Genomic DNA, 21,517 nt, shown 5'->3' on the forward strand with positions numbered 1-21,517 from the left:
CCGCTTGACCTCGAGCGCACTCGAGGTCGTAGGTTGACGCCATGTCCACCGCCACCGCCGCCCCGGCCGAGCCGGAGGTGCTGTCGATCTCGCAGGTCGCCGCCGTCACCGGTCTCACCGTGCACACCCTGCGCTACTACGAACGCGCCGGGCTCATGCTCGACCCGGTCGAGCGCGCCTCGTCGCAGCACCGCCGCTACCGGCCGGCCGACGTCGGCTGGGTCGACTTCCTCAGCAAGCTCCGCGCGACCGGGATGCCGATCGCGCGGATCCGCGAGTACGCCCGGCTCCTCCGGACCGGGCCCGCCACGGAGCCGGAGCGCCTCGCACTGCTCCGGACGCACCGCGAGGAGGTCGAGGCGCAGCTCGCCCGGACACATGCCAGCCTCGCCGCGATCGACATCAAGATCGCGGCGTACCAGGAGAGGACCACCCACTGATGAAGACGATCACCCTCGGATCCGACGTCGCCGCCCTCGAGGTCTCGCGCCTCGGCCTCGGCGCGATGGGCATGTCGGCGTTCTACACCGGCGCCGGCACCGACGACGCGGAGTCGATCCGCACCGTGCACCGTGCCCTCGAGCTCGGCGTCACGTTCCTCGACACCGCCGAGATCTACGGCCCGTACACCAACGAGGAGCTGCTCGGCCGCGCGCTGGCCGGTCGCCGCGACGAGGTCGTGCTGGCGAGCAAGTTCGGCATGATCCGCCACCGCGGCGACGGGAGCCGCGGACTCGACGGCTCCCCGGAGAACCTGCGTCTCGCCGTCGAGGGCTCGCTCGCGCGCCTCGGCACCGACCGCATCGACCTCTACTACCAGCACCGCATGGACCCGGGCGTCCCCGTCGAGGAGACCGCCGGGGCCTTCGCGGAGCTGATCCAGGAGGGCAAGCTCCGCGGCTACGGCCTCTCGGAGGCGGCGCCCGCGACGATCCGCCGCGCTCACGCCGTGCACCCGGTCACCGCGGTGCAGTCCGAGTACTCGCTCTGGACCCGCGACCCCGAGGCGGAGGTGCTGCCGGTCCTCCGCGAGCTCGGCATCGGCTTCGTGCCGTACTCGCCGCTGGGCCGCGGCTTCCTCACGGGCAGCATCCGCTCGGTCGCCGAGCTGGGCAGCGACGACTTCCGCCGCGACAACCCCCGCTTCGCCGACGGAGCGCTGGAGGCGAACCTGCGCATCGTGGAGGCCGTCGACCGCGTGGCGGCCGAGGCGGACGCGACCGCCGCTCAGGTGGCGCTCGCCTGGCTGCTCGCCCAGGGCGACGACATCGCTCCGATCCCGGGCACCAAGCGCGTCTCGCGCATCGAGGAGAACGCCGCCGCGGACGCCCTCGTGCTGACTCCGGAGCAGCTCGACGTCCTCGGCTCGCTCGAGGCCCCCGTCGGCGACCGCTACGCCGACATGAGCTCCGTGAACCGCTAGGCGCCCCTCCGCCCGCTCCGACCCCCGCGAGATGCCACCTGTGACGCCCGTTCTCGGCGTGTCGTCGTCACAGGTGGCATCTCGCGGAGGGGGTCAGTCGCGCGGGTCGCGGGTGGGGACTCCGCGGGTGTCGCGGGTCGGGGTGTCGCGCATGTCGATGAGTCCCGTGAACAGAGCGCCCCGCTCGTTCGAGCGCTCGTCGCCCGAGAACAGGTTGTCCGGGGCGGAGGACCCGTGCCGGCGCGGGGTCGCGGTGGGAGCGGGCTCCCGCTCCATCTCGACGCGCTGACGCGGAAGGGCCACGGGGTCGTTCTCGTGCAGCCACGAGACGAGCCGCTCGCGCACGTAGCAGCGCAGGTCGAAGAGCGTCGGCGCGTCCTTCGCGGTGACCAGCACCCGGATCCGGACGAAGCCGCCCGTCGCGTCGGTCACCTGCAGCACGCTGGTGCGCCGGTCCCAGAGGTCGGTCTCCTCGAGCATGCGGTGCAGCTCGTCGCGCATCTGCTCGGGGCTCACCCGCCAGTCCAGGTCGAGCTCGACGGCGCCGAGCAGCTCGGATCCAGTGCGGGTCCAGTTCTGGAACGGCTGGGTCGTGAAGTAGTTCGTGGGCAGCACCAGGCGGCGGTCGTCCCAGAGGTGGACGACGACGTAGGTCAGCGTGATCTCCTCGATCCGCCCCCACTCGGTCTCGACGATCACCACGTCGTCCAGGCGGATGGCGTCGCTGAAGGCGAGCTGCATCCCGGCGAAGATGTTCGTGAGGCTCGACTGCGCGGCCAGGCCCGCCACGATCGAGAGCACGCCGGCCGAGGCCAGGAGGCTCGCACCGGCCGTGCGGGCCTCGGGGAAGGTCAGCAGCGAGGCGCCGATCGCGATGACCACGACGGCCGCCACGGCGACCCTCCGGATGATCGTCATCTGCGTGCGGAGGCGGCGGGCGCGGCGGTTGTCGGCCGTGTCGGTCCGGTAGCGCTCGGCGCCCAGGTCCTCGAGGAACACGAACAGGGAGCCGATCACCCACGCCGCCGCGCCGATCGTGGCGATCTGGAACACCCGCTGCACGAGTCCCGGCCAGGGGTCGCCCGACACGGTGGCGGCGAGCGCGGCCCAGACCGCGATGGTCATCAGCAGCACGCGGAACGGGATGCGCAGACGCCGGATCAGCAGCCGCGCCCAGGTCTTGCGCTTGCCGACGGAGCGCAGCACGAGGGCGACGACGGCGGTCGCGACCACGGCGATCACGACCGCGATCACCACGGCGAGCGCGATCGAGCCGATCACGGGGAGGACGTCTTCGGGCACATCGGTCCTTTCGGGAGGGGAAACGGAAGCGAACGGAGATCCTGCCACGCGAACGGGGGTCGGTCCGCATTCTGCGCCGGACACCGTGCGGATGCTCAGGCGCTGCCCATCCCGACCCTCCGCCGCCCTCGACCTCGGGATCCTCTCGGCGGCCGGGAGCCGTCGGCGTTCTGCAGCCCTGGTCGGCGTGCCGTCGGAGGCGCCGTCAGGAGTCCGGTCGGGACCGGACGGGCCCGGGAACGGTCGGCTCCGGGAACGACGAAGCCCCGCACCTCACGAGGAGGTGCGGGGCTGCTGGTGCACCCCCTCGGACTTGAACCGAGAACCCACTGATTAAGAGTCAGTTGCTCTGCCGATTGAGCTAGAGGTGCATTCCGGCCGGCTGATCGTGCGTGCCGAACCGAGGGATCACACTACCAGCGTCTCCCCCCGTCTCGTCAAATCGAGCGCGGCGGACCGCCCGCGGCAGCGATCGGAGGCTCCGCGGGGCCCACCGGTATCGTGGTCGCGTGACCCCGCAGAGCAGTGACCAGAGCCTCGACGACGACCTCCGACTCGCCCTCCGCCTGGCGGACGCGGCCGATGCGATCTCGCGGGAGCGGTTCGGCGCGCTCGACCTCGTCGTGGACACGAAGCTCGACCGCACCCCGGTCACCGACGCCGACCGCGCCGTCGAGGAGGCGATCCGCGCGCTGCTCGCCGCCGAGCGGCCGGACGACGCGATCCTCGGCGAGGAGTTCGGCACCTCGGGCGAGGCCTCGCGGCAGTGGATCCTCGATCCGATCGACGGCACCGCCCACTTCCTCCGCGGCGTCCCGATCTGGGCGACCCTGATCGCGCTCGCGGTCGACGGCGTCCCGGTCGTCGGAGTCGTCTCCGCTCCCGCTCTCGGCACGCGCTGGTGGGCGGCCGAGGGCTCCGGCGCCTGGGCCGTCGAGCTGGAGGGCGGGGCGGAGCCGCGCCCGCTCCGCGTCTCGGGGATCGACACCCTCGCCTCGGCGACCTTCAGCTACAACAGCATCCAGCAGTGGGTCGGCGCGGGCCGGCTCCCGCAGCTGCTCGAGCTCGCCGGAGCCGTCTGGCGCGACCGGGCCTACGGCGACGCGTGGCCCTACATGCTCGTCGCCGAGGGGCTGCTCGACGGCGCGGGCGAGTTCGACGTGAAGCCCTACGACCTCGCTGCGCTGGTGCCGATCGTGCAGGAGGCGGGCGGGCGCTTCACCTCCGCCGACGGGGAGGACGGCCCCTGGCACGGCAGCGCCGTCGCCACCAACGGCCTGCTGCACGACGAGGTGCTCGCGATCGTGGCGCCGCGATGAGGAGCAGGACGGCCGCGCTCGCCTCGGCGGCGCTCCTCCTGCTGCTCTCGGGCTGCTCCTCCGTCGTCGGCCCGGACGGTCCCGAGGCTGTGCGCGACGAGGGCGGCGCGGTGGTCACCGCGGGCGTCACCGACGTGTTCTCGCTGCGGCGCGGCGACTGCCTGGCCGACCCGGGCGACGACCGCATCGCCGACGTGGACGTCGTCCCGTGCGCCGAGGAGCACGCGCTGGAGGTCTTCCACACGTTCGCTCAGCCGGGAGACCGCTACACCAGTCGCAACACGCTGCTCGCTCAGGCTGAGGCGGGCTGCGAGCCGGAGTTCGGCGCCGTGATGGGGATCGCCTACGGCGACTCCGCCCTCGAGTACCGCTCGCTGGTCCCCTCCGAGGTCGGCTGGCGTCACGGCGACCGCACGATCGTCTGCGCCGTCCTCGATCCGGCCGACGACTCCACCACCGGCAGCCTCTTCGGCTCCGCTCGCTGACCTCCGGCTCCAGTCGACCCCCCGTTCGGCGCATTGACACGCGCCCCGCCGGAGCGCAGGGTGAAGGGACGACCGGCAGGCGCGAGGGGGTGCGGAGACCGGCGGCTCAGGAGTCGACATGCAGGACCGGCACGACCAGGAACGCCCCGAGCGCTCGCGCACGGCCGAGCAGCACTGGGGACCGGCCGACAGCCTGTTTCCGAGGCTCCACCGGCAGAGCTCCCTCCTCGCTGCAGCGGAGGCGGTCGCGCAGGTCGACGGGCCCGGTCCGGGCGACGTCTGGTCGCGGCTCCTGCACGACTACGCCCACGCCTCCGACCGCGTCGTCTCGGTGGGCGGAGACGCCGAGGCCGCGACGCTCGGCTGGCTGAAGCCGCGCGGCGTGGTGTCGCTGCTGGTCACCGAGCGCTGCGACGACGACGCCGCCGCCGAGCACCTGGTGGCCGCGCTCGCCGCCATGAACGCCGTGACTCTCTCCGTGCACGAGGCGCGAGCAGCACGGCTCCGCCCTCTTCTGGAGGTCCTGCACAGGCTCCTGCCCGACGCGTTCGCCGAGCTGCCGGTGGACCGCGGCGCCCACTACCCGGCGGGCACCGCCGTGGCCGTGCTGGCGCCGGGCGTGCTCTACCGGGACTGGGCCCCGCCGCAGGCTCTCTCCGGCTCCGCGCACGACGACGACGACCGGCTGGCGATGCTCACCCTCTACGGGCGGATCAGACAGCTCGACGTGCGCCCGTAGTGAGGGCGGCGGAGCGGAGCTCCCAGTGTGCGACGACGACCGGTGGTGGAGATGGGGGGAATCGAACCCCCGTCCATCGCTGTGATTCTGCGCCTTCTACGGGTGTAGCCGATGAGAGCGTTCTGCTCGGCCCCGACCGTTACCATCGGCGCATCGGTCGACGGGCCCAGCCCGAGTGCAAGTCCCGCGTCGCCCTCAGGCGTAACGACGCAGCAAGTCCTCTAGATGACGCCAGGATCCGGGGCGAGGACGCACCCACGGGCTGACGGACTATCTACTCTGGCTTAGGCAGCGAGAGCGAAGTCGGTGCGCTTCTGTTCGGCACCTGTGTTTTCCAGGGATCGTTGACGAGATGACCCTGGATCCTCGACCCGCTTCTCGCAGTTTCGCAGGCAATGTCGAAACCGATCATCCCCGCGAGCACTCGACGGCCCGGAGGCCGCTGGAGTGGGTCGTTCGTCGCACACTGTGGAGTTACGGGCCCTAGTCTACCTCAGCTCCGCGGGCGCTCACCCGGCGGTGGCGAAGATCGAGCAGGCCGAGCACGAGTGCCAGCGCGATCAGCCCGAGGGTGACGAAGTACCCGTTGCGGAAGGCGTCGTGGTACTGGTCCAGCCCCTCGGCCATCCCCCGCTCGCTCGCCAGCGTCGCGAAGAAGACGGCGGAGGCGCAGGCCGTGCCGACCGCGGTGCCCACGCGCTGGCCGAGCTGGCCGACGGAGCCCGCCACCCCGCCCTGCGCCGGCGGGATCTCGGCGAGGGTGAGCGTCTGGTTCGGCGACACGACGAAGCCGCCGCCGGCCCCGGCGACCAGCATCGCGGCACCCATGCCGTAGGCCGCGGTCTCGGCCGGGAGGAGCTCGGCGGCGAGCAGCACGAGCGTGAAGCCGATGACCACGAGCACGATGCCCAGCACCACCAGCGCGCGGCCGTAGCGCTGCACGAGCTTGCCGCCGTACCAGGCGGTCACCGCCGAGGTCAGAGCGAAGGGGATGCTCACCATGCCGGCGAACACCGGCTCGAGACCGAGCCCCTGCTGGAGGAACAGCGTGGTGAGGAGGAAGGTCGCCGGGATCGCGGCGAAGTAGGAGGTCGCGACCAGGATGCCGTTGCGGTAGGAGCTGGTCCGGAAGATGCGGAAGTCGATCACGGGCGTGCGCCCCGACGCGGCGTAGTGCGCCTCCCAGCGCACGAAGACTGCGGCGGCGGCCGCGGCGAGGACCAGCCAGAACCAGCGGTAGGGCGAGTCCGAGGAGGAGCCCGTTGTCAGCAGGAACGGCAGCATGAACGCGAAGATCGCGACCGCCAGCAGGAGCAGGCCGACGGGGTCGAGGGATCTGTCCCCCTCGGGCCGGGAGCGCTTCTTCGGGATGAGCTTCCAGGCGAAGACGAGCGCGGCCACGCCCAGCGGGATGTTCATCCAGAACAGCAGGCGCCAGCCGTCCTGCTCGCCGCCGATCGCGATCAGGAGACCGCCGAGGGTCGGGCCGAAGGCGGTCGACAGGCCGATGGTCGCGCCGAAGACACCGAAGGCCCGGGCCCGCTCGGCGCCGGTGAACATCTGCTGCACCAGGCCGAGGACCTGGGGCATCTGGATGCCCGCGGCGACGCCCTGCAGGAAGCGCGCGACGACGAGCAGCTCGATCGTCGGGGCGACGGCGCAGAGCAGGCTCGTGACCGTGAACGCGGTCAGTCCGATGAGGAACAGGAGCCGGCGCGAGCGGATGTCGCCCAGCCGGCCGGCCGGAACGAGCGCCAGGCCGAAGGCGAGCGCGTAGCCCGCGACGATCAGCTGCAGCTGGCTCGCGTCCGCTCCGAGCGAGCGCTCGATCGACGGAAGGCCCACATTGACCTTCGAGAGGTCGAGGATCGTGATCGCCGCGACTCCGACGCTCACCGCGAAGGCGCGCCACCGCGTCTTCTCATCGGCGGCGCTCAGGGCGGCGGGGGCGCTGTTCTCGGAGGAGGTCACGAGCCCCAGTCTCCCAAAGCACCGGGCGCGAAGAAGAGGCTTGCGCGGCACCCGTCGGGCAGCACCCGCTGCGGGGCCTACTCGCCGAGGCGGCGACGGGTCGACATCGCGCGGTCCGCCTCGCGGCGGTCCTGGCGTTCGCGGAGCACCTGGCGCTTGTCGTAGTCCTTCTTGCCCTTGGCGACGGCCAGCTCGACCTTGGCCTTGCCGTCGCTGAAGTACAGCGAGAGCGGGATCAGCGTGTACCCGCCCTCCTTCACCTTGTTGTGGATCTTGAGGATCTGCGCCTTGTGCAGCAGCAGCTTGCGCTTGCGGCGCGGCGGGTGGTTCGTCCAGGTGCCCTGCGCCCACTCGTTGATGTGGACGGCGTCGAGCCACGCCTCTCCCCCGTCGACGAAGGCGTAGCCGTCGACGAGCGACGCGCGGCCGGCCCGGAGGGACTTCACCTCGGTGCCGGTGAGCACGAGGCCCGCCTCGTAGGTGTCCTCGATGAGGTAGTCGTGGCGCGCCTTGCGGTTGGTCGCGACGACCTTCTGTCCCTGTTCTCTGGGCACGGCTGCTCCTCGGGTCGCGAGCGGATGAAGGGGGCGGGCGTCGTCGGGGCGATGCACCGGTGGGCCGCCCCGAACGGGACAGCCCACCAGTATACGTCCGGTCCGGGATCAGACCCGCAGGTACCGCGCGATCGCGACGTTGGCCGAGACGGCGGCCAGGACGATGCCGACCACGATCAGGATCGGCACGACGATCAGAGCGTCGTCGAGTCCCACGAAGGAGGTCAGCGGGATCCGGTACGCCAGGAAGCCCTGCACGAAGAACTGCACGATGGCGACCACCGCGACTCCCGCGAGGATCGAGCCGACCAGCGCGGCGAAGACCCCCTCGAGGATGAACGGGGTCTGGATGAACCTGTTCGAGGCCCCCACGAGCCGCATGATGCCCAGCTCCCGTCTCCGCGAGAACGCCGAGAGGCGGATCGTGGTGGCGATGAGCAGCACGGCCGCGACGAGCATCAGGACGGCGATGCCGATCGCCGTGTAGCTCGCCGCGTTGAGGATCGAGAAGATCTGGTCGAGGTACTGCCGCTGGTCGGTGACGCTCTCGACCCCCGAGACGCTCGACAGGCTCTCCACGATGACGTCCGACTGGGTCGGGTCCTTCAGGTTGATCCAGAAGGTCTGGTTGAGCAGGTCGGGAGTGACGTACTCGGCGACCGGGTTGCCCGCGAACTGCTCCTGGAAGTTCGCGTAGGCCTGGTCGTGGTCCTCGAAGTAGGAGCGGTCGATGTACGGCGCGAGCGTGGCGCCCTCGAGCTGGCCCTGCACCGCGTCGATCTGCTCGGCGGTGGCGTCGGAGCCGCTGCAGTTCGAGCCGCCGGAGGTGGCGGTGCACATGTACACCGCGACCTGCGCCTTGTCGTACCAGAAGTTCTTCATCTGGCCGATCTGCATCTGCAGCAGGATCGCCGTGCCGACGAAGGTGAGGGAGATGAAGGTCACCAGGATCACCGAGACGACCATGGAGACGTTGCGCCGGAGGCCGCTGGCGACCTCCGACCAGATCAGTGCGAATCTCACTTGACGGGTCCTACGTTCTGCTGGTCGTCGCCGGTCTCGTCGCCCTCGCCCGCGTGGGCGCGGAGGCCGAGGCGCGCGGCGAGCGACTCCTCGGGCAGGGCGCCGGTGTCGGCGGGGAGGAAGATCGGACCGGTCTGGCTCTGCAGCTCGACGACGCGCGGGGCGGCGGCGGGCTCGGCGGCCGGCTCCGGCTCGCGCTCCGGCTCGGCCGCGGCGGAGCGGCGGCCCTCGGGCACGCGGGGCTGGGCGGCTGTCTGCGAGAGGCGGGCGGGTTCGAGCGGCGGGGCCGGGGCCTCCTGGCGCAGGTCGATCTCGGGGACCTCGGCGGGCGCGAGCTCGCTGTCGATGAGGGCCGGGGGCGCGGGCTGCTCGGCGACCGCATGGTCGTCGGCCGCCACGACCACGACGCCGTCGTGGACGACGGTGATGCTCTCGGTCTGGCCGTAGCCGCCCTGGCTCTCGTCGCGGACGATGCTGCCGGCCGAGAGCTCGATGACGCGTCGCTTCATCTGGTCGACGATGCCGGCCTCGTGGGTCGCCATGATCACGGTCGTGCCGCCGGCGTTGATCCGCTCGAGCAGCGCCATGATGCCGGCGCTCGTGGTCGGGTCGAGGTTTCCCGTGGGCTCGTCGGCCAGCAGGACGGCCGGCTTGTTGACGACGGCGCGGGCGATCGCCACGCGCTGCTGCTCGCCGCCGGAGAGCTCGTGGGGCAGGCGCGAGGCCTTGCCCGCGAGGCCCACCATCTTGAGCGTGTCCGGGACCGCCTCCTGGATGTAGCCCTTCGACTTGCCGATCACCTGGAGGCTGAACGCGACGTTGTCGAAGACGGACTTGTTCGGCAGCAGCCGGAAGTCCTGGAACACCACGCCCATGTTGCGGCGGAAGTACGGGACCTTGCGGCTCGAGATCTTGCCGAGGTTCTGCCCGAGCACGTGGATCGACCCGGAGGAGGGGCGCTCCTCCTTGAGGATCAGGCGGAGGCAGCTCGACTTGCCGGAGCCGGAGGCGCCGACGAGGAAGACGAACTCGCCCCGGAGGATCTCGAGATCGATGGCGTTGAGGGCGGGTCTCGTGCCGCCCCGATACTGCTTGGAGACGTTGTCGAAGCGAATCATGTCGGTACGAGGGTAAGCGACGATCCCGAAGAGTCCGCCGAGGGGGCGTGCGGCGCGTCGGTGGGGACGCGCCCGCGCCGCGCTAGGAGGACTTCCGCCAGCGGATCCCGGCGGCGATGAAGCCGTCCAGGTCGCCGTCGAACACGTGCGAGGGGTTGCCGACCTCGTGGTCGGTGCGCAGGTCCTTCACCATCTGGTACGGAGCGAGGACGTAGCTGCGCATCTGGTCGCCCCAGCTCGCGGTGATGGTCCCGGCGAGCTCCTTCTTGGTGGCCGCCTCCTGCTCCTTCTGCAGCAGCAGGAGCCGCGACTGGAGCACGCGCATCGCCGCGGCGCGGTTCTGGATCTGGCTCTTCTCGTTCTGCATCGACACGACGGTGCCGGTGGGCAGGTGCGTGAGGCGCACGGCGGAGTCGGTGGTGTTCACCGACTGGCCGCCGGGGCCGGAGGAGCGGAAGACGTCCACGCGGATGTCGTTGTCCGGGATCTCGATGGCCCCGGCCTCCTCCATCAGCGGGATGACCTCGACCGCGGCGAAGGAGGTCTGGCGCTTGCCCGCGGCGCCGAAGGGGCTCATCCGCACGAGGCGGTGGGTGCCCGCCTCGACCGAGAGCGTGCCGAAGGCGTAGGGGGCGTCGATCTGGAAGGTGGCCGACTTGATGCCCGCCTCCTCCGCGTAGCTGGCGTCCATGACGGTCGCCGCGTACTTGTGCTTCTCGGCCCAGCGGAGGTACATGCGCATGAGCATCTCGGCGAAGTCGGAGGCGTCGACGCCGCCCGCTCCCGCGCGGATGGTGACCACGGCGGGGCGGTCGTCGTACTCGCCGTCGAGCAGGGTCTGCACCTCGAGCTCGCCCATGACCTTCTGGAGGGAGGAGAGCTCGGCGATCGCCTCCTGCTCGGACTCGGCGTCCTCGGCCTCGTTCGCCATCTCGACGAGCACCTCGAGGTCGTCCAGGCGCCGGTCGATCGCGGTGATCCGCGCGAGCTCGGACTGGCGGTGGCTGAGGGCGCTGGTCACCTTCTGCGCGTTGGCCGTGTCGTCCCACAGGTCGGGGGCGCCGGCCTGCTCGCTGAGCTCGGCGATCTTCGAGCGGAGGCCGTCCACGTCGATGACGGCGCGGATGTCGGCGAAGGTGGAGCGGAGAGCAGTGATCTGCTCGGTGAAGTCGTTGTCCAGCATGGTGGGTCCAGACTACCGGGGGCCGGGAGCCGCCCTCCGGCCCGGGCGTACCCTGGGGACGGTGACCAGCACCGCTCCGCGCCCCTTCCCCGTCGGGCCGCTGCTGCTGTCGACCTTCCTCCCCACGCTCCTCTTCTCCATCGGCGAGGGGGCGATCATCCCCCTCCTGCCGGCCGCGGCGGGCGATCTCGGCGCGACACTGGCGCTGGCGGGGCTCGTGGCCGGGATGATCATGATCGGCGAGCTGGCGGGCGACATCCCGAGCGGCTGGATCGTCTCGCGGATCGGCGAGCGCGGCGCGATGCTCGGAGCCTCAGCCGCGTCGATCCTCGGGCTGGTGGTGTGCCTGCTCTCGACGTCGTGGGTCGGGCTGACGATCGGCGTCTTCGTGATCGGCCTCGCGACCGCGGTCTTCGCGCTGGCGCGGCACGCGTTCATGACGTCGTTCGTGCCGATCACCCACCGCGCCCGCGCGCTCAGCGCCCTCGCCGGGGCCTTCCGCGCCGGCTGGCTGATCGGCCCGTTCCTGGCGGCCGGAGTGGTGCACCTCACCGGCTCCGTCGAGTCCGTCTTCTGGGTGCACATCGTCTGCTGCGTGGCGGCGGTCGCGGTCCTTCTTCTCGTGCCCGACCCCGCGACGGTCCTGCGGCGGGCGCAGGCCGCGGCCGACCGCGCCGCCCCGGGCGAGGTGGTCGCGGCGGAGGCGCCGGCGACCGTCCCGGAGTCGCCGCAGTCGCTGCTCGGGACGCTGCGCGAGCACCGCGGGGTCCTCGCGCGGATGGGGACCGGCGCCGCCGTGATCGGGGCGCTGCGGGCGAGCAGGACGCTGATCCTCCCTCTCTGGGCGGTGAGCATCGGGCTCGCCGAGACCGACACCGCGATCATCATCGGCATCGCCGGCGCGCTCGACTTCGCCCTCTTCTACGCCGGCGGCCAGCTGATGGACCGCTTCGGCCGGGGCGCCACCGCGATCCCCTCGATGATCGGCCTCGGGCTCGGGCACCTCGCACTCGCCGCCTCGGTGCTCGCCCTCGATCCGGTGCCCTGGTTCGTCGCCGTGGCCTGCGTGCTCGCGGCCGCGAACGGCATCGGCTCCGGGATCCTGATGACCATCGGCGCCGATCTCGCGCCGCCCGCCGATCCGGCCCCGTTCCTCGGCGCGTTCCGCTTCACCGGGGACGCGGGCAACGCCGCCGCCCCGATCGTCGTGTCGGCGCTCACCGCCCTGGTCTCGCTCCCCTTCGCCGCTGTCGTGATGGGGGTGCTCGGTCTGGGCGGAGCGGGGGCGCTCGCCCGCTGGATCCCGCGGTACCTCCCCCGGTCAGCCCCCCGCGACTGAGGCGCGGGGCCCTCCTCCTACACTGGAGCCCGCACGCGGGAGTGGTGGAATGGCAGACACGCAGGATTTAGGTTCCTGTGCCGAGAGGCGTGAGGGTTCGAGTCCCTCCTTCCGCACGGGATCGGCCGGTACGCTGAGCGCGCTCGCGTGACCGCCGACCGGCCACCGGCCCCTGTCGACTGGAGATCCGTTGAACCACGCCGCCCTCGTCCCCTGGCTCGATCCGGAGACGATCCTGACCTCGTTCGGCCCCTGGGGCGTGCTGGTGGTCTGCCTCATCGTGTTCGCCGAGACCGGGCTGCTGATCGGCTTCCTCTTCCCCGGCGACACGCTGCTGATCATCACGGGCCTGCTGGCCCACGAGAACGCGTCGAACGGCGGCCTCGGCGTCCCCATCTGGCTCATCTGCCTGGCCGTCGGGTTCTCGGCCTTCCTCGGCGGCGAGGTCGGCTACCTGATCGGGCACAAGGCCGGCCCGCGCATCTTCGAGCGCAAGGAGTCCGGCTTCTTCAGCATCGAGAACGTGAAGCGGACCAACGCGTTCTTCGAGCGCTTCGGCGGCCTCGCCGTGATCCTCGCGCGCTTCGTGCCGATCGTCCGAACCTTCGCGCCGATCGCGGCCGGCGTGGCCCACATGAACTACCGCAAGTACAGCCTCTACAACCTCATCGGAGCCCTGATCTGGGGCAGCGGGGTCACCCTGATCGGGTGGCTGCTCGCCTTCATCCCGCCGGTCGCCGACTTCGTCTCGCACTACATCGACGTGATCCTGATCGGCGCGGTCGTGCTCGCGCTGGTGCCGACGCTCTTCCACTTCTTCCAGCAGCAGCGCAAGGCGAAGCTCGCCGCGGACCCCGAGACCGACTCGACCGAGTCGGCCGCCTACGTGCTCGACGCCGACACCCTGGACGACAAGCACCCGAAGTCCTGACCTCGGCCTCGGCCCCCGCCTCACCCTCCGCCCCGCCTCAGCCTCCGCGAGATGCCACTTCGGTACGCGACACGCCGACGGGCGTGTACCGAAGTGGCATCTCGCGGCGGGGGACAGAGCGAGGAGGGGGCAGGGAGGGGCCGAGCCCGGGTCAGAGGCGGGCGGACAGGGCGGCGAGCTCGGCGCGCAGCGCGGTGAACGCGCGGGCACGGTGGCTCCGGGCGTTCTTCTGCTCGGGAGCGAGCTCGGCGGCCGTGAGCGCACCGGCCTCGGGGACGAACACCGGATCGTAGCCGTGGCCGTTCCCACCCCGCGGCGCCGTCGCGATCGCGCCGTCCCAGCGCCCCTCGACCACCGTCTCCTGCCCGCCGGGGAGCACGGAGTCAGGTACCACGAGGGCGATCGTGCAGCTGAAGTGCGCACCGCGGTGCTCCGCCTTCACGTCGTGCAGCTGCGCGAGGAGGAGCTCGAGGTTGGCCGTCGCGTCGTGCGCGCGTCCCGACCAGCGGGCCGAGAAGATGCCCGGGGCGCCGCCGAGGACGTCGACGCAGATCCCGGAGTCGTCCGCGAGCGCCACGAGGCCGGTGTGAGCCGCCGCCGCGCGCGCCTTGATCAGCGCGTTCTCGGCGAAGCTCACGCCGTCCTCGACGGGCTCGGGTCCGTCGTAGGCGCGGACGCCGACCCCGGGGAGGGCGCCGGCCAGCATGGCGCGGAACTCCTCCACCTTGCCCGCGTTGTGCGTGGCGAGGACGAGGTCCAGGCTCACGCGCCGGACTCCGCGGCGAGCGCCTCGGCCTGGATCCGTGCGAGGTCGGAGGCGCCGGCGACCGCGAGGTCGAGCAGTGCGTCGAGCTCGCGGCGGTCGAACGGGGCCCCCTCGGCGGTGCCCTGCACCTCGACGAACAGGCCGCGTCCGGTGACCACGACGTTCATGTCGGTCTCGGCGCGCACGTCCTCGACGTAGGCCAGGTCGAGCATCGGCACGCCGTCGATGATGCCGACGGACACCGCCGAGAGGCTGTCGATCAGCGGCTGCGCCTTCTGCCCCACGTACTTCTTGCCGCGCGCCCACTCGATCGCGTCGGCCATCGCCACGTAGGCGCCGGTGATCGCCGCGGTGCGGGTGCCGCCGTCGGCCTGGAGGACGTCGCAGTCGATGACGAGGGTGTTCTCGCCGAGCGCCTTCGTGTCGACCACTGCGCGCAGGCTCCGGCCGATCAGCCGCGAGATCTCGTGCGTGCGCCCGCCGACCTTCCCCTTGACCGACTCGCGGTCCATGCGGGAGTTGGTGGAGCGGGGCAGCATCGCGTACTCGGCGGTGACCCAGCCCTTGCCCTTGCCCTGCAGCCAGCGCGGCACGCCACTGGTGAAGGAGGCGGTGCAGAGCACCCTGGTGTTCCCGAACGAGACGAGCGCGGATCCCTCGGCCTGGGTGCTCCAGCCGCGCTCGATCGTCACGGTGCGCAGCTCGTCGGGCGCCCGCCCGTCCTTGCGCAGGGCCTTCGATGCGGTGCTGTCGGTCACTCGGGTCTCCCTCGATCGTGCGGGAGCGCGGCCCGGTCGAGCTCGCGCAGGTTGATGGTGCCCGTCTCGACGAGGTCGACGCTCGAGACCTCCGGGCCGAGGAAGCGGCGGGCGAGGCGGACGAAGTCGCTCGAGCCCGTCTCCTCCCACCGGTAGGTCGGAGGCGCGGCGGAGGTGCGCTGCAGGCCGTGCGCCACGAGAGTCCGGTAGACGTCGAGCGCGGTCTCCTCGGCGCTCGAGACGAGGCGGACGTCCGGCCCCATCACGTACGCGATCGCACCGCGCAGCAGCGGGTAGTGGGTGCAGCCGAGGACGAGCGTGTCGACCCCCGCGGCTTTGAGGGGCGCGAGGTACTCCTCCGCCACCGCGAGCAGCTCGTCGCTCCAGGTGACGCCCGCCTCGACGAACTCGACGAAGCGCGGGCAGGCGGCGGTGAACAGCTGCAGGTCGGGCGCGGCGACGAAGGCGTCGTCGTAGGCGCGGGAGCGGATGGTGCCGACGGTGCCGATCACGCCGACGCGGCGGTTGCGGGTGTCGCGCACGGCGCTGCGGACGGCGGGCTGGATGACCTCGATCACCGGGATGCCGCGGCCGAGCGTGTAGCGCTCGCGGGCGTCGCGCATCATCGCGGCCGAGGCGGTGTTGCAGGCGATGACGAGCAGCTTGGCGCCCTGGTCGACCAGGGTGTCGAGAGTGTCGAGGGCGTAGGCGCGGACGTCGGCGAGCGGCTTGGGCCCGTAGGGCGAGTGCGCGGTGTCGCCGAGGTAGACGATCGACTCGTTCTGCAGCTGGTCGATCACGGAGCGGGCGACGGTGAGCCCGCCGACTCCGGAGTCGAAGATGCCCAGCGGTGCGTCCGTCACGGAGGAACAGCCTACCCGCGCCCTGCGGGCCGGTCCCGGCCGCACGCCGTTCCCGGGCCCGCCGGCGCGCGCAAGCCCCGGAACCCGCGCCTGGGCCGCGCGGGGGCGGCCGTGGAACACTGAGCGGATGGACTCCACGGCCTTCCTCACCGACCGGTACGAGCTCACGATGGTCGAGGGCGCCCTCGGCAGCGGCACCGCCGACCGCCGCTGCATGTTCGAGGTGTTCGCCCGGAGCCTCCCGCCCGGACGCCGCTACGGCGTGCTCGCCGGGACCGGCCGGCTCCTCGAGCTGATCTCCCGCTTCCGCTTCGGCGACGACGAGCTGTCCTGGCTCCGCGAGAACCGCGTGGTCGACTCCCGCACGCTGGACTGGCTCGCCGACTACCGCTTCCGCGGCGACGTCTGGGGCTACCGCGAGGGCGAGGTCTACCTCCCCGGCTCCCCCGTGCTCATCGTCGAGGCGCCCTTCGCCGACGGCGTGCTGCTGGAGACCCTGGTGCTCAGTGTCCTCAATCACGACAGCGCCGTGGCGAGCGCCGCCGCACGGATGGTCTCGGCCGCCGACGGGCGCCCGCTGGCGGAGATGGGCTCGCGCCGCGCCGGTGAGCGGTCCGCCGTCGCCGCGGCGCGCGCCGCCTACATCGCCGGGTTCGGCGCCTCCTCGAACCTGGAGGCGGGGCGCAGCTTCGGCGTGCCCACGATGGGCACCTCCGCGCACTCCTTCACGCTCCTCCACGACTCGGAGGAGGAGGCGTTCCGCGCACAGGTCGCCGCGCTCGGCCCGGGCACGACCCTCCTGGTGGACACCTACGACGTGACCGCCGCCGTCGACCTGGCGGTCCGCGTCGCGGGCACCGGCCTCGGCGCCGTGCGCATCGACTCCGGCGACCTCCCCCAGCAGGTGGCCGCCGTCCGGCAGCAGCTGGACGCGCTCGGCGCGACCGGCACGCGCATCACCGTCACCAACGACCTCGACGAGTACGGGATCGCCGCGCTCGCGGCCTCACCGGTCGACTCCTACGGCGTCGGCACCTCGGTGGCGACGGGCTCGGGCCACCCGACGGCGGGCATGGTCTACAAGCTGGTCGCGCACGAGGACGATGCGGGCGAGTGGGTCGCGGTGGCGAAGAAGTCGGTCTCGAAGGCGTCGATCGGCGGGCGGAAGGCCGCCGGCCGGCTGCTCTCGGAGGACGGGGTCGCCGAGGCCGAGGTCGTGCACGTGGGCGCCGGTCCCGAGGGTGCCGTCGGCGAGGGCGAGCGGGCGCTGCTCGTCCCCCTGATCGAGGACGGGACGATCCGGCCCGAGCACCTCGGCATCGAGGGAGTGGCGGCCGCCCGCGAGCACCACGCGAACGCCGTCCTCGAGCTGCCGATCGACGCGCTCCGGCTCGGCCGCGGCGAGCCCGTCCTCCCGACCCGCTACGAGTGAGCGAGGCGGGAGCTCACTTCATCTTCGCGTAGATCTCCTTGCACGCCGGGCACACCGGGAACTTCTCCGGGTCGCGGCCCGGGAGCCACTTCTTGCCGCAGAGCGCGCGGACCGGCTTGCCGGTGATGGCGCTCTCGAGGATCTTGTCCTTGGGCACGTAGTGGGAGAAGCGCTCGTGGTCGCCCGGCTCGATGGACTCCTGGTTGAGGAGCTCCTCGAGCTCGCGGTCGAGGGTGGCGGTTCCTCCGCCTCCCTCGAGGGGGTCGGTGCTGCTGTTCTCGGCGCGCGGAATCATGCCGACGATCCTACGCGCGGCAGCTAGCGTCGGAGCTCCGAGGAGAGAAGGAGACTCCATGGACGTGCTGTTCGTGCACGGCGCGCTGGTGCGCGACGGAGGCTGGTGGTGGCGGCGAGCCGCCGCCCTGCTCGAGGAGCGGACGGGCGTCCGCAGCCGCGCCCTCGCGCTCCCCTCCTGCGGTGAGTCCCCCGCGGATCCCGAGTCGGAGCCCGGCCTGGCTGCGGACGCCGCAGCACTGCGGGAGGCGCTGGAGGTCGGCGGCCCGACCGTGCTCGTCGGCCACTCGTACGGCGGGACAGTGATCGCCGAGGCGGGCCCCCACCCGGCCGTGGCCGGCCTGCTGCTCGTGTCCTCCTACACCCCCGAGCCCGGGCTCTCCCAGGGCGCGATCATGAGCGGCGAGCCGGACCCCGTCCGCATCGGACTGCTGCCCGACGGCTCGCTGCAGATCGCGGGCTACGACGCGCGGTCCTTCGCCGACCGGTTCCTCCAGGACGGCGACGAGGAGGACCGCGAGGGCGCCTGGCAGCGGGTGACGACGCAGGCCTCGTCCGCCTTCTCCACTCCGACGACGGCGGCGGGCTGGCGGGGCGCCGAGTCGACCTACCTGGTGTGCACCGAGGACCGGAGCACGAGCGTCGGGCTCCAGCGCTCCCACGCCGAGCGGGCGACGCGCTCGGTCGACGTGCCGACCGGCCACCACCCGTTCCTCACGCGCCCGGACCTGGTCGTGGCCGAGCTCGAGGTGCTCCTGGGCCGCTAGTAGCGGCTGGTGAACGCGACCAGCTCGGTCGCGCGGCGCTCGAAGAGCCGGCCGCCGAGGAGCACGCCGAGGGCGAAGACGACCACCGCGCTGCTGAAGCCCACGAGCACGGCGTCCCCCGCCGCCTCCGGGTCGACGAAGAGCGCCCGGACGCCGAGCACCACGGCCGGCGCCGAGAGGAGCAGCCCCAATCCGAACGCGAGGGACTGCGGACCGGCACCGCTGGCTCCGGGGGCCTGGGGCTGCGTGAACGCGCTGTCGCCCGGGCGCGGAGCCGGATAGGCGAGCCGTGCCGAGACCGCGCTGGCGACGCCGGCGGGGACGAGCAGGAGGCAGGTGTTCACCGCGAGCACGACGGGCAGCGCGTCGGGGAGCCCCGAGGTCGCGCTGCTGATCAGCGAGCCGATCACGACGACCGGCACGCCGAGCAGGAGGGTCGGGAAGGCGCGGCCGAGCCGGTCGGACCAGCCGCTGACGCCCGCGGCGACGTGCAGCCAGAACGCCGAGCCGTCGTAGGCGACGTCGTTGTGCAGGAACCAGCCGAGGAACAGCGCGATCAGCGGCACCGGGAGCAGCGAGAGCAGCGGGAAGGGGACTCCGACCACCGCGAGCAGCAGCAGCGCCGCGACGGGCAGCACAGGCACGGCCACCAGCGACGCCTGGTAGCGCGGATCCCGGAGCCAGTACGTGACGCTGCGCGCCGCGATCGCTCCGGTGCGCGTCGAGCCGAGGACGTCGAACCAGCCCAGGCGGAGGCCGCGCGGCGGGCGGTGCGTGCGCTCGGGGCGCCCCGTCAGCAGGCGGACGACGAGCCACCAGAGCACTCCCGCCGCGATGAGCGTCGCCAGCGACAGCAGGAGCGGGCCGAGCGCGTCCCCGGTCCGGGCGGCCGGGGCGATCATCCAGGCCGCACCGAACGGAGTGGCTCCCATCATCGCGCCCCAGCGCTCGAGCACCGGTGTGTCCCCGGTGTCGACCAGCGCGGCGGCGCCGAGGGCGGCGGGACCGCCCAGCATCAGCACCAGGCCGAGCACGGCCAGCAGCTCGCGGGCGGTCCGGGAGGGGACGAGTGCGGCGGAGGCGGCGAGGCCGATCCGCGCGAAGAGCGAGGCCGTCGCCACCGCGAGGAGCGGGCCGACCACGGCGAAGGCGCCGGCACCGGGGACGAGCGGCGCGCTCGCGAGCCCGACCACCAGCAGCGCGAGGGTGGGGACCGAGACGAGGCCGGCCAGCGCCAGCGCACCGGCCAGGCGGAGCGGCGGAAGGCCGAAGAGCCGGAACGCCCGCGGGTCCATCGGGTCGAGCGGGCCGAGCAGGAAGGGCAGCACCAGGAAGCCGACGGAGACGAGGCCGCCTGCCGTCACGAGGGCTCCCGCCGAAGCGTCCGAGGAGCGCAGAGCGCCGATCGCCCCGATCAGCAGGGCCGTCACCGCGACGACCACGAGCACGCCCAGGACGGCGCCGGCCGAGCGCGCGGGCCCTGAGCGGAACGCGCCCAGGAGGACGTCGATCCTCAGCCGGAGAAGTCGTGCAGCCACTGCAGCCCCTCGGCGATCTGCTTGCCGCCCGCGAGCTCGAGGAAGCGCTCCTCCAGCGTCGCGGTGCCGGCGACCTCCGCGACCGTCCCGGAGGCGAGCACGCGCCCGCCGACGATCACGGCCACGTCGTCGCAGACGCGCTCGATGAAGTCGAGCCCGTGGCTGGAGAGGACGACGGTGCCGCCGCCCTCGACGAAGCGGCGCAGCACGGTGATGACGGCGGCCGAGGAGACCGGGTCCACCGACTCGAACGGCTCGTCGAGGACCAGCACGCGCGGAGCGTGGATCATCGCCGCCGCGAGGGCGACCTTCTTCGCCATCCCCGCGGAGTAGTCCGAGATCAGGCGCTCCAGCGCGTCGGAGAGGCCGAGCGCCTCGCCCAGCTCGACCGTGCGCTGCTTCGCGGTGGCGAGGTCGATGCCGCGCAGCGCGGCGGAGTAGGCGAGGAACTGCGCGCCGGTGAGCCGGTCGAACAGCCGGAGGCGGTCGGGCAGGACGCCGATCAGCGGCTTCGCGGCCGACGGGTCCTTCCAGACGTCGACGCCGTGCACGAGCACGCGGCCGGTGTCGGGCCGCAGCAGGCCCGTCATCATCGAGAGCGTGGTGGTCTTGCCCGCGCCGTTCGGGCCGATGATCCCGTAGAAGGTCCCCGCACGGACGGCCAGGTCGATGCGGTCGACCGCCACCGTCCTCCCGAAGGTCCGGGTCAGCTGGTGCAGCTCGAAGACGACGGGCGAGGCGCCGTCCGGATCCGCGGCACCCTCAGCGGGCTCGGCGTTCGTCACGGACGTCATCCGGCTACGGTACCAACTCGTCCGGGGGCCCCCGGCGCCCGCGCCGACGCCCGGCGACACGGCGAGAGGTCAACCACTCTGGCCCCGGGGGGCGTGAACTGTACACTAGGTCTCTACCCGAGGAGTCGACCAGATCGAGACGCAGCGGTTAATTCGAGGAGAACACACGATGATGCACACAGGTTCGACGAGCAGCAGCCCCGCCACCGTCGTCATCCTCGCCGCAGGGATGGGCAGCCGGCTCGGCCGCTCCCTCCCCAAGCCGCTCACGCCGCTCAGCGACGGGCGCACGATCATGCAGCAGCAGTTCGACAACATCCACCACGCCTTCGGCGCGAAGATCCCGGTGAGCATCGTCGTCGGCTACAAGCTCGAGCACATCATCGAGGCCTTCCCCTCGGCGACGTTCGTCTACAACGAGCAGTACGACCAGACGAACACCTCCAAGAGCCTCCTTCGCGCCCTGCAGGCGAGCGGGCAGGGCGGCGTCCTCTGGATGAACGGCGACGTCGTCTTCGACCCGCGCATCCTCGACCGGGCGGCCGCGCTCATCGCGAAGGACGTCTCCTTCGTCACCGTCAACACCTCGAAGGTTTCGGACGAGGAGGTCAAGTACACGACGAGCGCCGAGGGCTTCATCCAGGAGCTCTCCAAGACGGTGCGCGGCGGCCTCGGCGAGGCGGTCGGGATCAACTACGTGTCCGCCTCCGACAAGGCCGCGCTGGTGCGCCAGCTCGCCCGGGTCGACGCCCAGGACTACTTCGAGCGTGGCATAGAGTTGGCGATCGAGCAGGACCGCCTGCTCGTCGAGCCGATGGACATCTCCGACCTCTACGCCGTCGAGGTGGACTTCGCCGAGGACCTCGAGCGCGCGAACCTCTTCGTCTGACGCTCCCCTCCCCGGCTCGAGCGGAGCCG

At 72.2% G+C, this 21,517-nt stretch carries 22 protein-coding genes, 2 tRNA genes and 1 other RNA gene; 11 read left to right on the plus strand and 14 right to left on the minus strand.

What is annotated here, in order from left to right; translation table 11 throughout:
• Window positions 1-41: 41 nt before the first annotated feature.
• Both C5D44_RS02430 and C5D44_RS02435 read left to right on the plus strand, forming a co-directional pair.
• A complete protein-coding gene (locus tag C5D44_RS02430; RefSeq protein ID WP_104276185.1) occupies window positions 42-440 on the plus strand; it encodes a MerR family transcriptional regulator in 399 nt (132 codons plus the stop codon).
• Entirely contained in the window at window positions 440-1,423 is a 984-nt protein-coding gene (locus tag C5D44_RS02435; protein ID WP_104276186.1) for an aldo/keto reductase, read from the plus strand. Before C5D44_RS02430 ends, C5D44_RS02435 begins: the two co-directional genes overlap by 1 nt.
• A gap of 93 nt (window positions 1,424-1,516) precedes the next feature.
• Here C5D44_RS02435 and C5D44_RS02440 read toward each other — a convergent pair whose 3' ends face one another.
• Both C5D44_RS02440 and C5D44_RS02445 read right to left on the minus strand, forming a co-directional pair.
• Entirely contained in the window at window positions 1,517-2,725 is a 1,209-nt protein-coding gene (locus C5D44_RS02440) for a mechanosensitive ion channel family protein (protein WP_181110047.1), read from the minus strand.
• A 295-nt stretch (window positions 2,726-3,020) separates the two neighbouring features.
• Window positions 3,021-3,096, minus strand: a tRNA-Lys gene (locus tag C5D44_RS02445).
• Window positions 3,097-3,234: 138 nt separating this feature from the next.
• Between C5D44_RS02445 and C5D44_RS02450 the strand changes: the two genes are divergently transcribed.
• The 3 genes from C5D44_RS02450 to C5D44_RS02460 all read left to right on the plus strand — a co-directional run bounded on the left by C5D44_RS02450 (window position 3,235) and on the right by C5D44_RS02460 (window position 5,268).
• Entirely contained in the window at window positions 3,235-4,044 is an 810-nt protein-coding gene (locus C5D44_RS02450) for an inositol monophosphatase family protein (protein ID WP_104276187.1), read from the plus strand.
• Window positions 4,041-4,529 (plus strand): septum formation family protein, encoded by a 489-nt coding sequence (locus tag C5D44_RS02455; RefSeq protein ID WP_104276188.1) that lies wholly within the window; start codon window positions 4,041-4,043, stop codon window positions 4,527-4,529. Before C5D44_RS02450 ends, C5D44_RS02455 begins: the two co-directional genes overlap by 4 nt.
• A 118-nt stretch (window positions 4,530-4,647) precedes the next feature.
• A complete protein-coding gene (locus C5D44_RS02460; protein ID WP_104280727.1) occupies window positions 4,648-5,268 on the plus strand; it encodes a hypothetical protein in 621 nt (206 codons plus the stop codon).
• A gap of 43 nt (window positions 5,269-5,311) precedes the next feature.
• Here the strand turns inward: C5D44_RS02460 and ssrA are convergent.
• The 6 genes from ssrA to prfB form a co-directional block, all read right to left on the minus strand.
• Window positions 5,312-5,684, minus strand: a transfer-messenger RNA (tmRNA) gene (gene ssrA / locus C5D44_RS02465).
• Window positions 5,685-5,751: 67 nt separating this feature from the next.
• Window positions 5,752-7,239 carry an MFS transporter gene (locus C5D44_RS02470; protein ID WP_104280728.1) on the minus strand — a complete coding sequence of 496 codons (1,488 nt, stop codon included), beginning with the start codon at window positions 7,237-7,239 and terminating at the stop codon, window positions 5,752-5,754.
• A gap of 77 nt (window positions 7,240-7,316) precedes the next feature.
• Window positions 7,317-7,793, minus strand: a complete 477-nt coding sequence (smpB, locus tag C5D44_RS02475; RefSeq protein WP_104223558.1) for an SsrA-binding protein SmpB — start codon at window positions 7,791-7,793, stop codon at window positions 7,317-7,319.
• 108 nt (window positions 7,794-7,901) lie between these two features.
• The gene (gene ftsX / locus C5D44_RS02480; protein WP_104276191.1) at window positions 7,902-8,816 is read right to left on the minus strand and encodes a permease-like cell division protein FtsX; all 915 of its coding nucleotides are present in this window, start codon (window positions 8,814-8,816) and stop codon (window positions 7,902-7,904) included.
• Window positions 8,813-9,934, minus strand: coding sequence for a cell division ATP-binding protein FtsE (ftsE, locus tag C5D44_RS02485; RefSeq protein WP_104276192.1), 1,122 nt, complete (start codon window positions 9,932-9,934; stop codon window positions 8,813-8,815). The genes ftsX and ftsE overlap by 4 nt, the downstream gene beginning before the upstream one ends.
• Before the next feature lie 82 nt (window positions 9,935-10,016).
• Window positions 10,017-11,117: a peptide chain release factor 2 gene (gene prfB, locus C5D44_RS02490; RefSeq protein ID WP_104226967.1), complete on the minus strand. Its 1,101-nt coding sequence runs from the start codon at window positions 11,115-11,117 to the stop codon at window positions 10,017-10,019.
• A gap of 61 nt (window positions 11,118-11,178) precedes the next feature.
• On the opposite strand from prfB, the gene C5D44_RS02495 reads away from it, so the two are divergent.
• From C5D44_RS02495 to C5D44_RS02505, 3 genes are all read left to right on the plus strand, one after another.
• Window positions 11,179-12,456 carry an MFS transporter gene (locus tag C5D44_RS02495; RefSeq protein ID WP_258065030.1) on the plus strand — a complete coding sequence of 426 codons (1,278 nt, stop codon included), beginning with the start codon at window positions 11,179-11,181 and terminating at the stop codon, window positions 12,454-12,456.
• 35 nt (window positions 12,457-12,491) lie between these two features.
• Window positions 12,492-12,572 (plus strand) — tRNA-Leu (locus C5D44_RS02500).
• Window positions 12,573-12,646: 74 nt separating this feature from the next.
• Window positions 12,647-13,387, plus strand: a complete 741-nt coding sequence (locus C5D44_RS02505; RefSeq protein ID WP_104280730.1) for a DedA family protein — start codon at window positions 12,647-12,649, stop codon at window positions 13,385-13,387.
• Window positions 13,388-13,538: 151 nt separating this feature from the next.
• Here C5D44_RS02505 and rdgB read toward each other — a convergent pair whose 3' ends face one another.
• From rdgB to murI, 3 genes are read right to left on the minus strand one after another with little or no spacing between them, the layout of a single operon-like run.
• Complete coding sequence (gene rdgB / locus C5D44_RS02510; protein ID WP_104280731.1) at window positions 13,539-14,153, minus strand: RdgB/HAM1 family non-canonical purine NTP pyrophosphatase; 615 nt, start codon at window positions 14,151-14,153, stop codon at window positions 13,539-13,541.
• Window positions 14,150-14,911 (minus strand): ribonuclease PH, encoded by a 762-nt coding sequence (gene rph / locus C5D44_RS02515; protein ID WP_104277627.1) that lies wholly within the window; start codon window positions 14,909-14,911, stop codon window positions 14,150-14,152. The genes rdgB and rph overlap by 4 nt, the downstream gene beginning before the upstream one ends.
• Window positions 14,908-15,774 (minus strand): glutamate racemase, encoded by an 867-nt coding sequence (gene murI / locus C5D44_RS02520; RefSeq protein ID WP_104223566.1) that lies wholly within the window; start codon window positions 15,772-15,774, stop codon window positions 14,908-14,910. The genes rph and murI overlap by 4 nt, the downstream gene beginning before the upstream one ends.
• A gap of 127 nt (window positions 15,775-15,901) precedes the next feature.
• Between murI and C5D44_RS02525 the strand changes: the two genes are divergently transcribed.
• A complete protein-coding gene (locus C5D44_RS02525) occupies window positions 15,902-17,206 on the plus strand; it encodes a nicotinate phosphoribosyltransferase (RefSeq protein ID WP_104277628.1) in 1,305 nt (434 codons plus the stop codon).
• A 13-nt stretch (window positions 17,207-17,219) separates the two neighbouring features.
• On the opposite strand, the gene C5D44_RS02530 is transcribed toward C5D44_RS02525, so the two are convergent.
• Entirely contained in the window at window positions 17,220-17,501 is a 282-nt protein-coding gene (locus C5D44_RS02530; RefSeq protein ID WP_104277629.1) for a DUF3039 domain-containing protein, read from the minus strand.
• A 58-nt stretch (window positions 17,502-17,559) separates the two neighbouring features.
• On the opposite strand from C5D44_RS02530, the gene C5D44_RS02535 reads away from it, so the two are divergent.
• On the plus strand, window positions 17,560-18,267 hold the full coding sequence (locus C5D44_RS02535) for an alpha/beta hydrolase (RefSeq protein ID WP_104280732.1): 708 nt from the start codon (window positions 17,560-17,562) through the stop codon (window positions 18,265-18,267).
• Here the strand turns inward: C5D44_RS02535 and C5D44_RS02540 are convergent.
• Entirely contained in the window at window positions 18,264-19,805 is a 1,542-nt protein-coding gene (locus C5D44_RS02540; RefSeq protein ID WP_104280733.1) for an ABC transporter permease, read from the minus strand. The two genes, C5D44_RS02535 and C5D44_RS02540, sit on opposite strands and share 4 nt — an antisense overlap.
• Window positions 19,781-20,599 carry an ABC transporter ATP-binding protein gene (locus tag C5D44_RS02545; RefSeq protein ID WP_104277632.1) on the minus strand — a complete coding sequence of 273 codons (819 nt, stop codon included), beginning with the start codon at window positions 20,597-20,599 and terminating at the stop codon, window positions 19,781-19,783. Before C5D44_RS02545 ends, C5D44_RS02540 begins: the two co-directional genes overlap by 25 nt.
• A gap of 172 nt (window positions 20,600-20,771) precedes the next feature.
• Here C5D44_RS02545 and C5D44_RS02550 point away from each other — a divergent pair, with 172 nt between their 5' ends.
• Window positions 20,772-21,488 (plus strand): NTP transferase domain-containing protein, encoded by a 717-nt coding sequence (locus tag C5D44_RS02550; RefSeq protein WP_104280829.1) that lies wholly within the window; start codon window positions 20,772-20,774, stop codon window positions 21,486-21,488.
• Window positions 21,489-21,517: the final 29 nt, after the last annotated feature.

This window comes from Rathayibacter sp. AY1B5, assembly GCF_002932795.1.
Lineage (GTDB): Bacteria > Actinomycetota > Actinomycetes > Actinomycetales > Microbacteriaceae > Rathayibacter.

Bases quoted from the DNA above. Each gene is read 5' to 3' on its own strand.
- C5D44_RS02430 (WP_104276185.1), top strand. From the start codon at position 42: ATGTCCACCGCCACCGCCGCCCCGGCCGAGCCGGAGGTGCTGTCGATC.
- C5D44_RS02435 (WP_104276186.1), top strand. From the start codon at position 440: ATGAAGACGATCACCCTCGGATCCGACGTCGCCGCCCTCGAGGTCTCG.
- C5D44_RS02455 (WP_104276188.1), top strand. From the start codon at position 4,041: ATGAGGAGCAGGACGGCCGCGCTCGCCTCGGCGGCGCTCCTCCTGCTG.
- C5D44_RS02460 (WP_104280727.1), top strand. From the start codon at position 4,648: ATGCAGGACCGGCACGACCAGGAACGCCCCGAGCGCTCGCGCACGGCC.
- ftsE (WP_104276192.1), bottom strand. From the start codon at position 9,934: ATGATTCGCTTCGACAACGTCTCCAAGCAGTATCGGGGCGGCACGAGA.
- prfB (WP_104226967.1), bottom strand. From the start codon at position 11,117: ATGCTGGACAACGACTTCACCGAGCAGATCACTGCTCTCCGCTCCACC.
- C5D44_RS02525 (WP_104277628.1), top strand. From the start codon at position 15,902: ATGGACTCCACGGCCTTCCTCACCGACCGGTACGAGCTCACGATGGTC.
- C5D44_RS02530 (WP_104277629.1), bottom strand. From the start codon at position 17,501: ATGATTCCGCGCGCCGAGAACAGCAGCACCGACCCCCTCGAGGGAGGC.
- C5D44_RS02535 (WP_104280732.1), top strand. From the start codon at position 17,560: ATGGACGTGCTGTTCGTGCACGGCGCGCTGGTGCGCGACGGAGGCTGG.
- C5D44_RS02545 (WP_104277632.1), bottom strand. From the start codon at position 20,599: ATGACGTCCGTGACGAACGCCGAGCCCGCTGAGGGTGCCGCGGATCCG.
- C5D44_RS02550 (WP_104280829.1), top strand. From the start codon at position 20,772: ATGCACACAGGTTCGACGAGCAGCAGCCCCGCCACCGTCGTCATCCTC.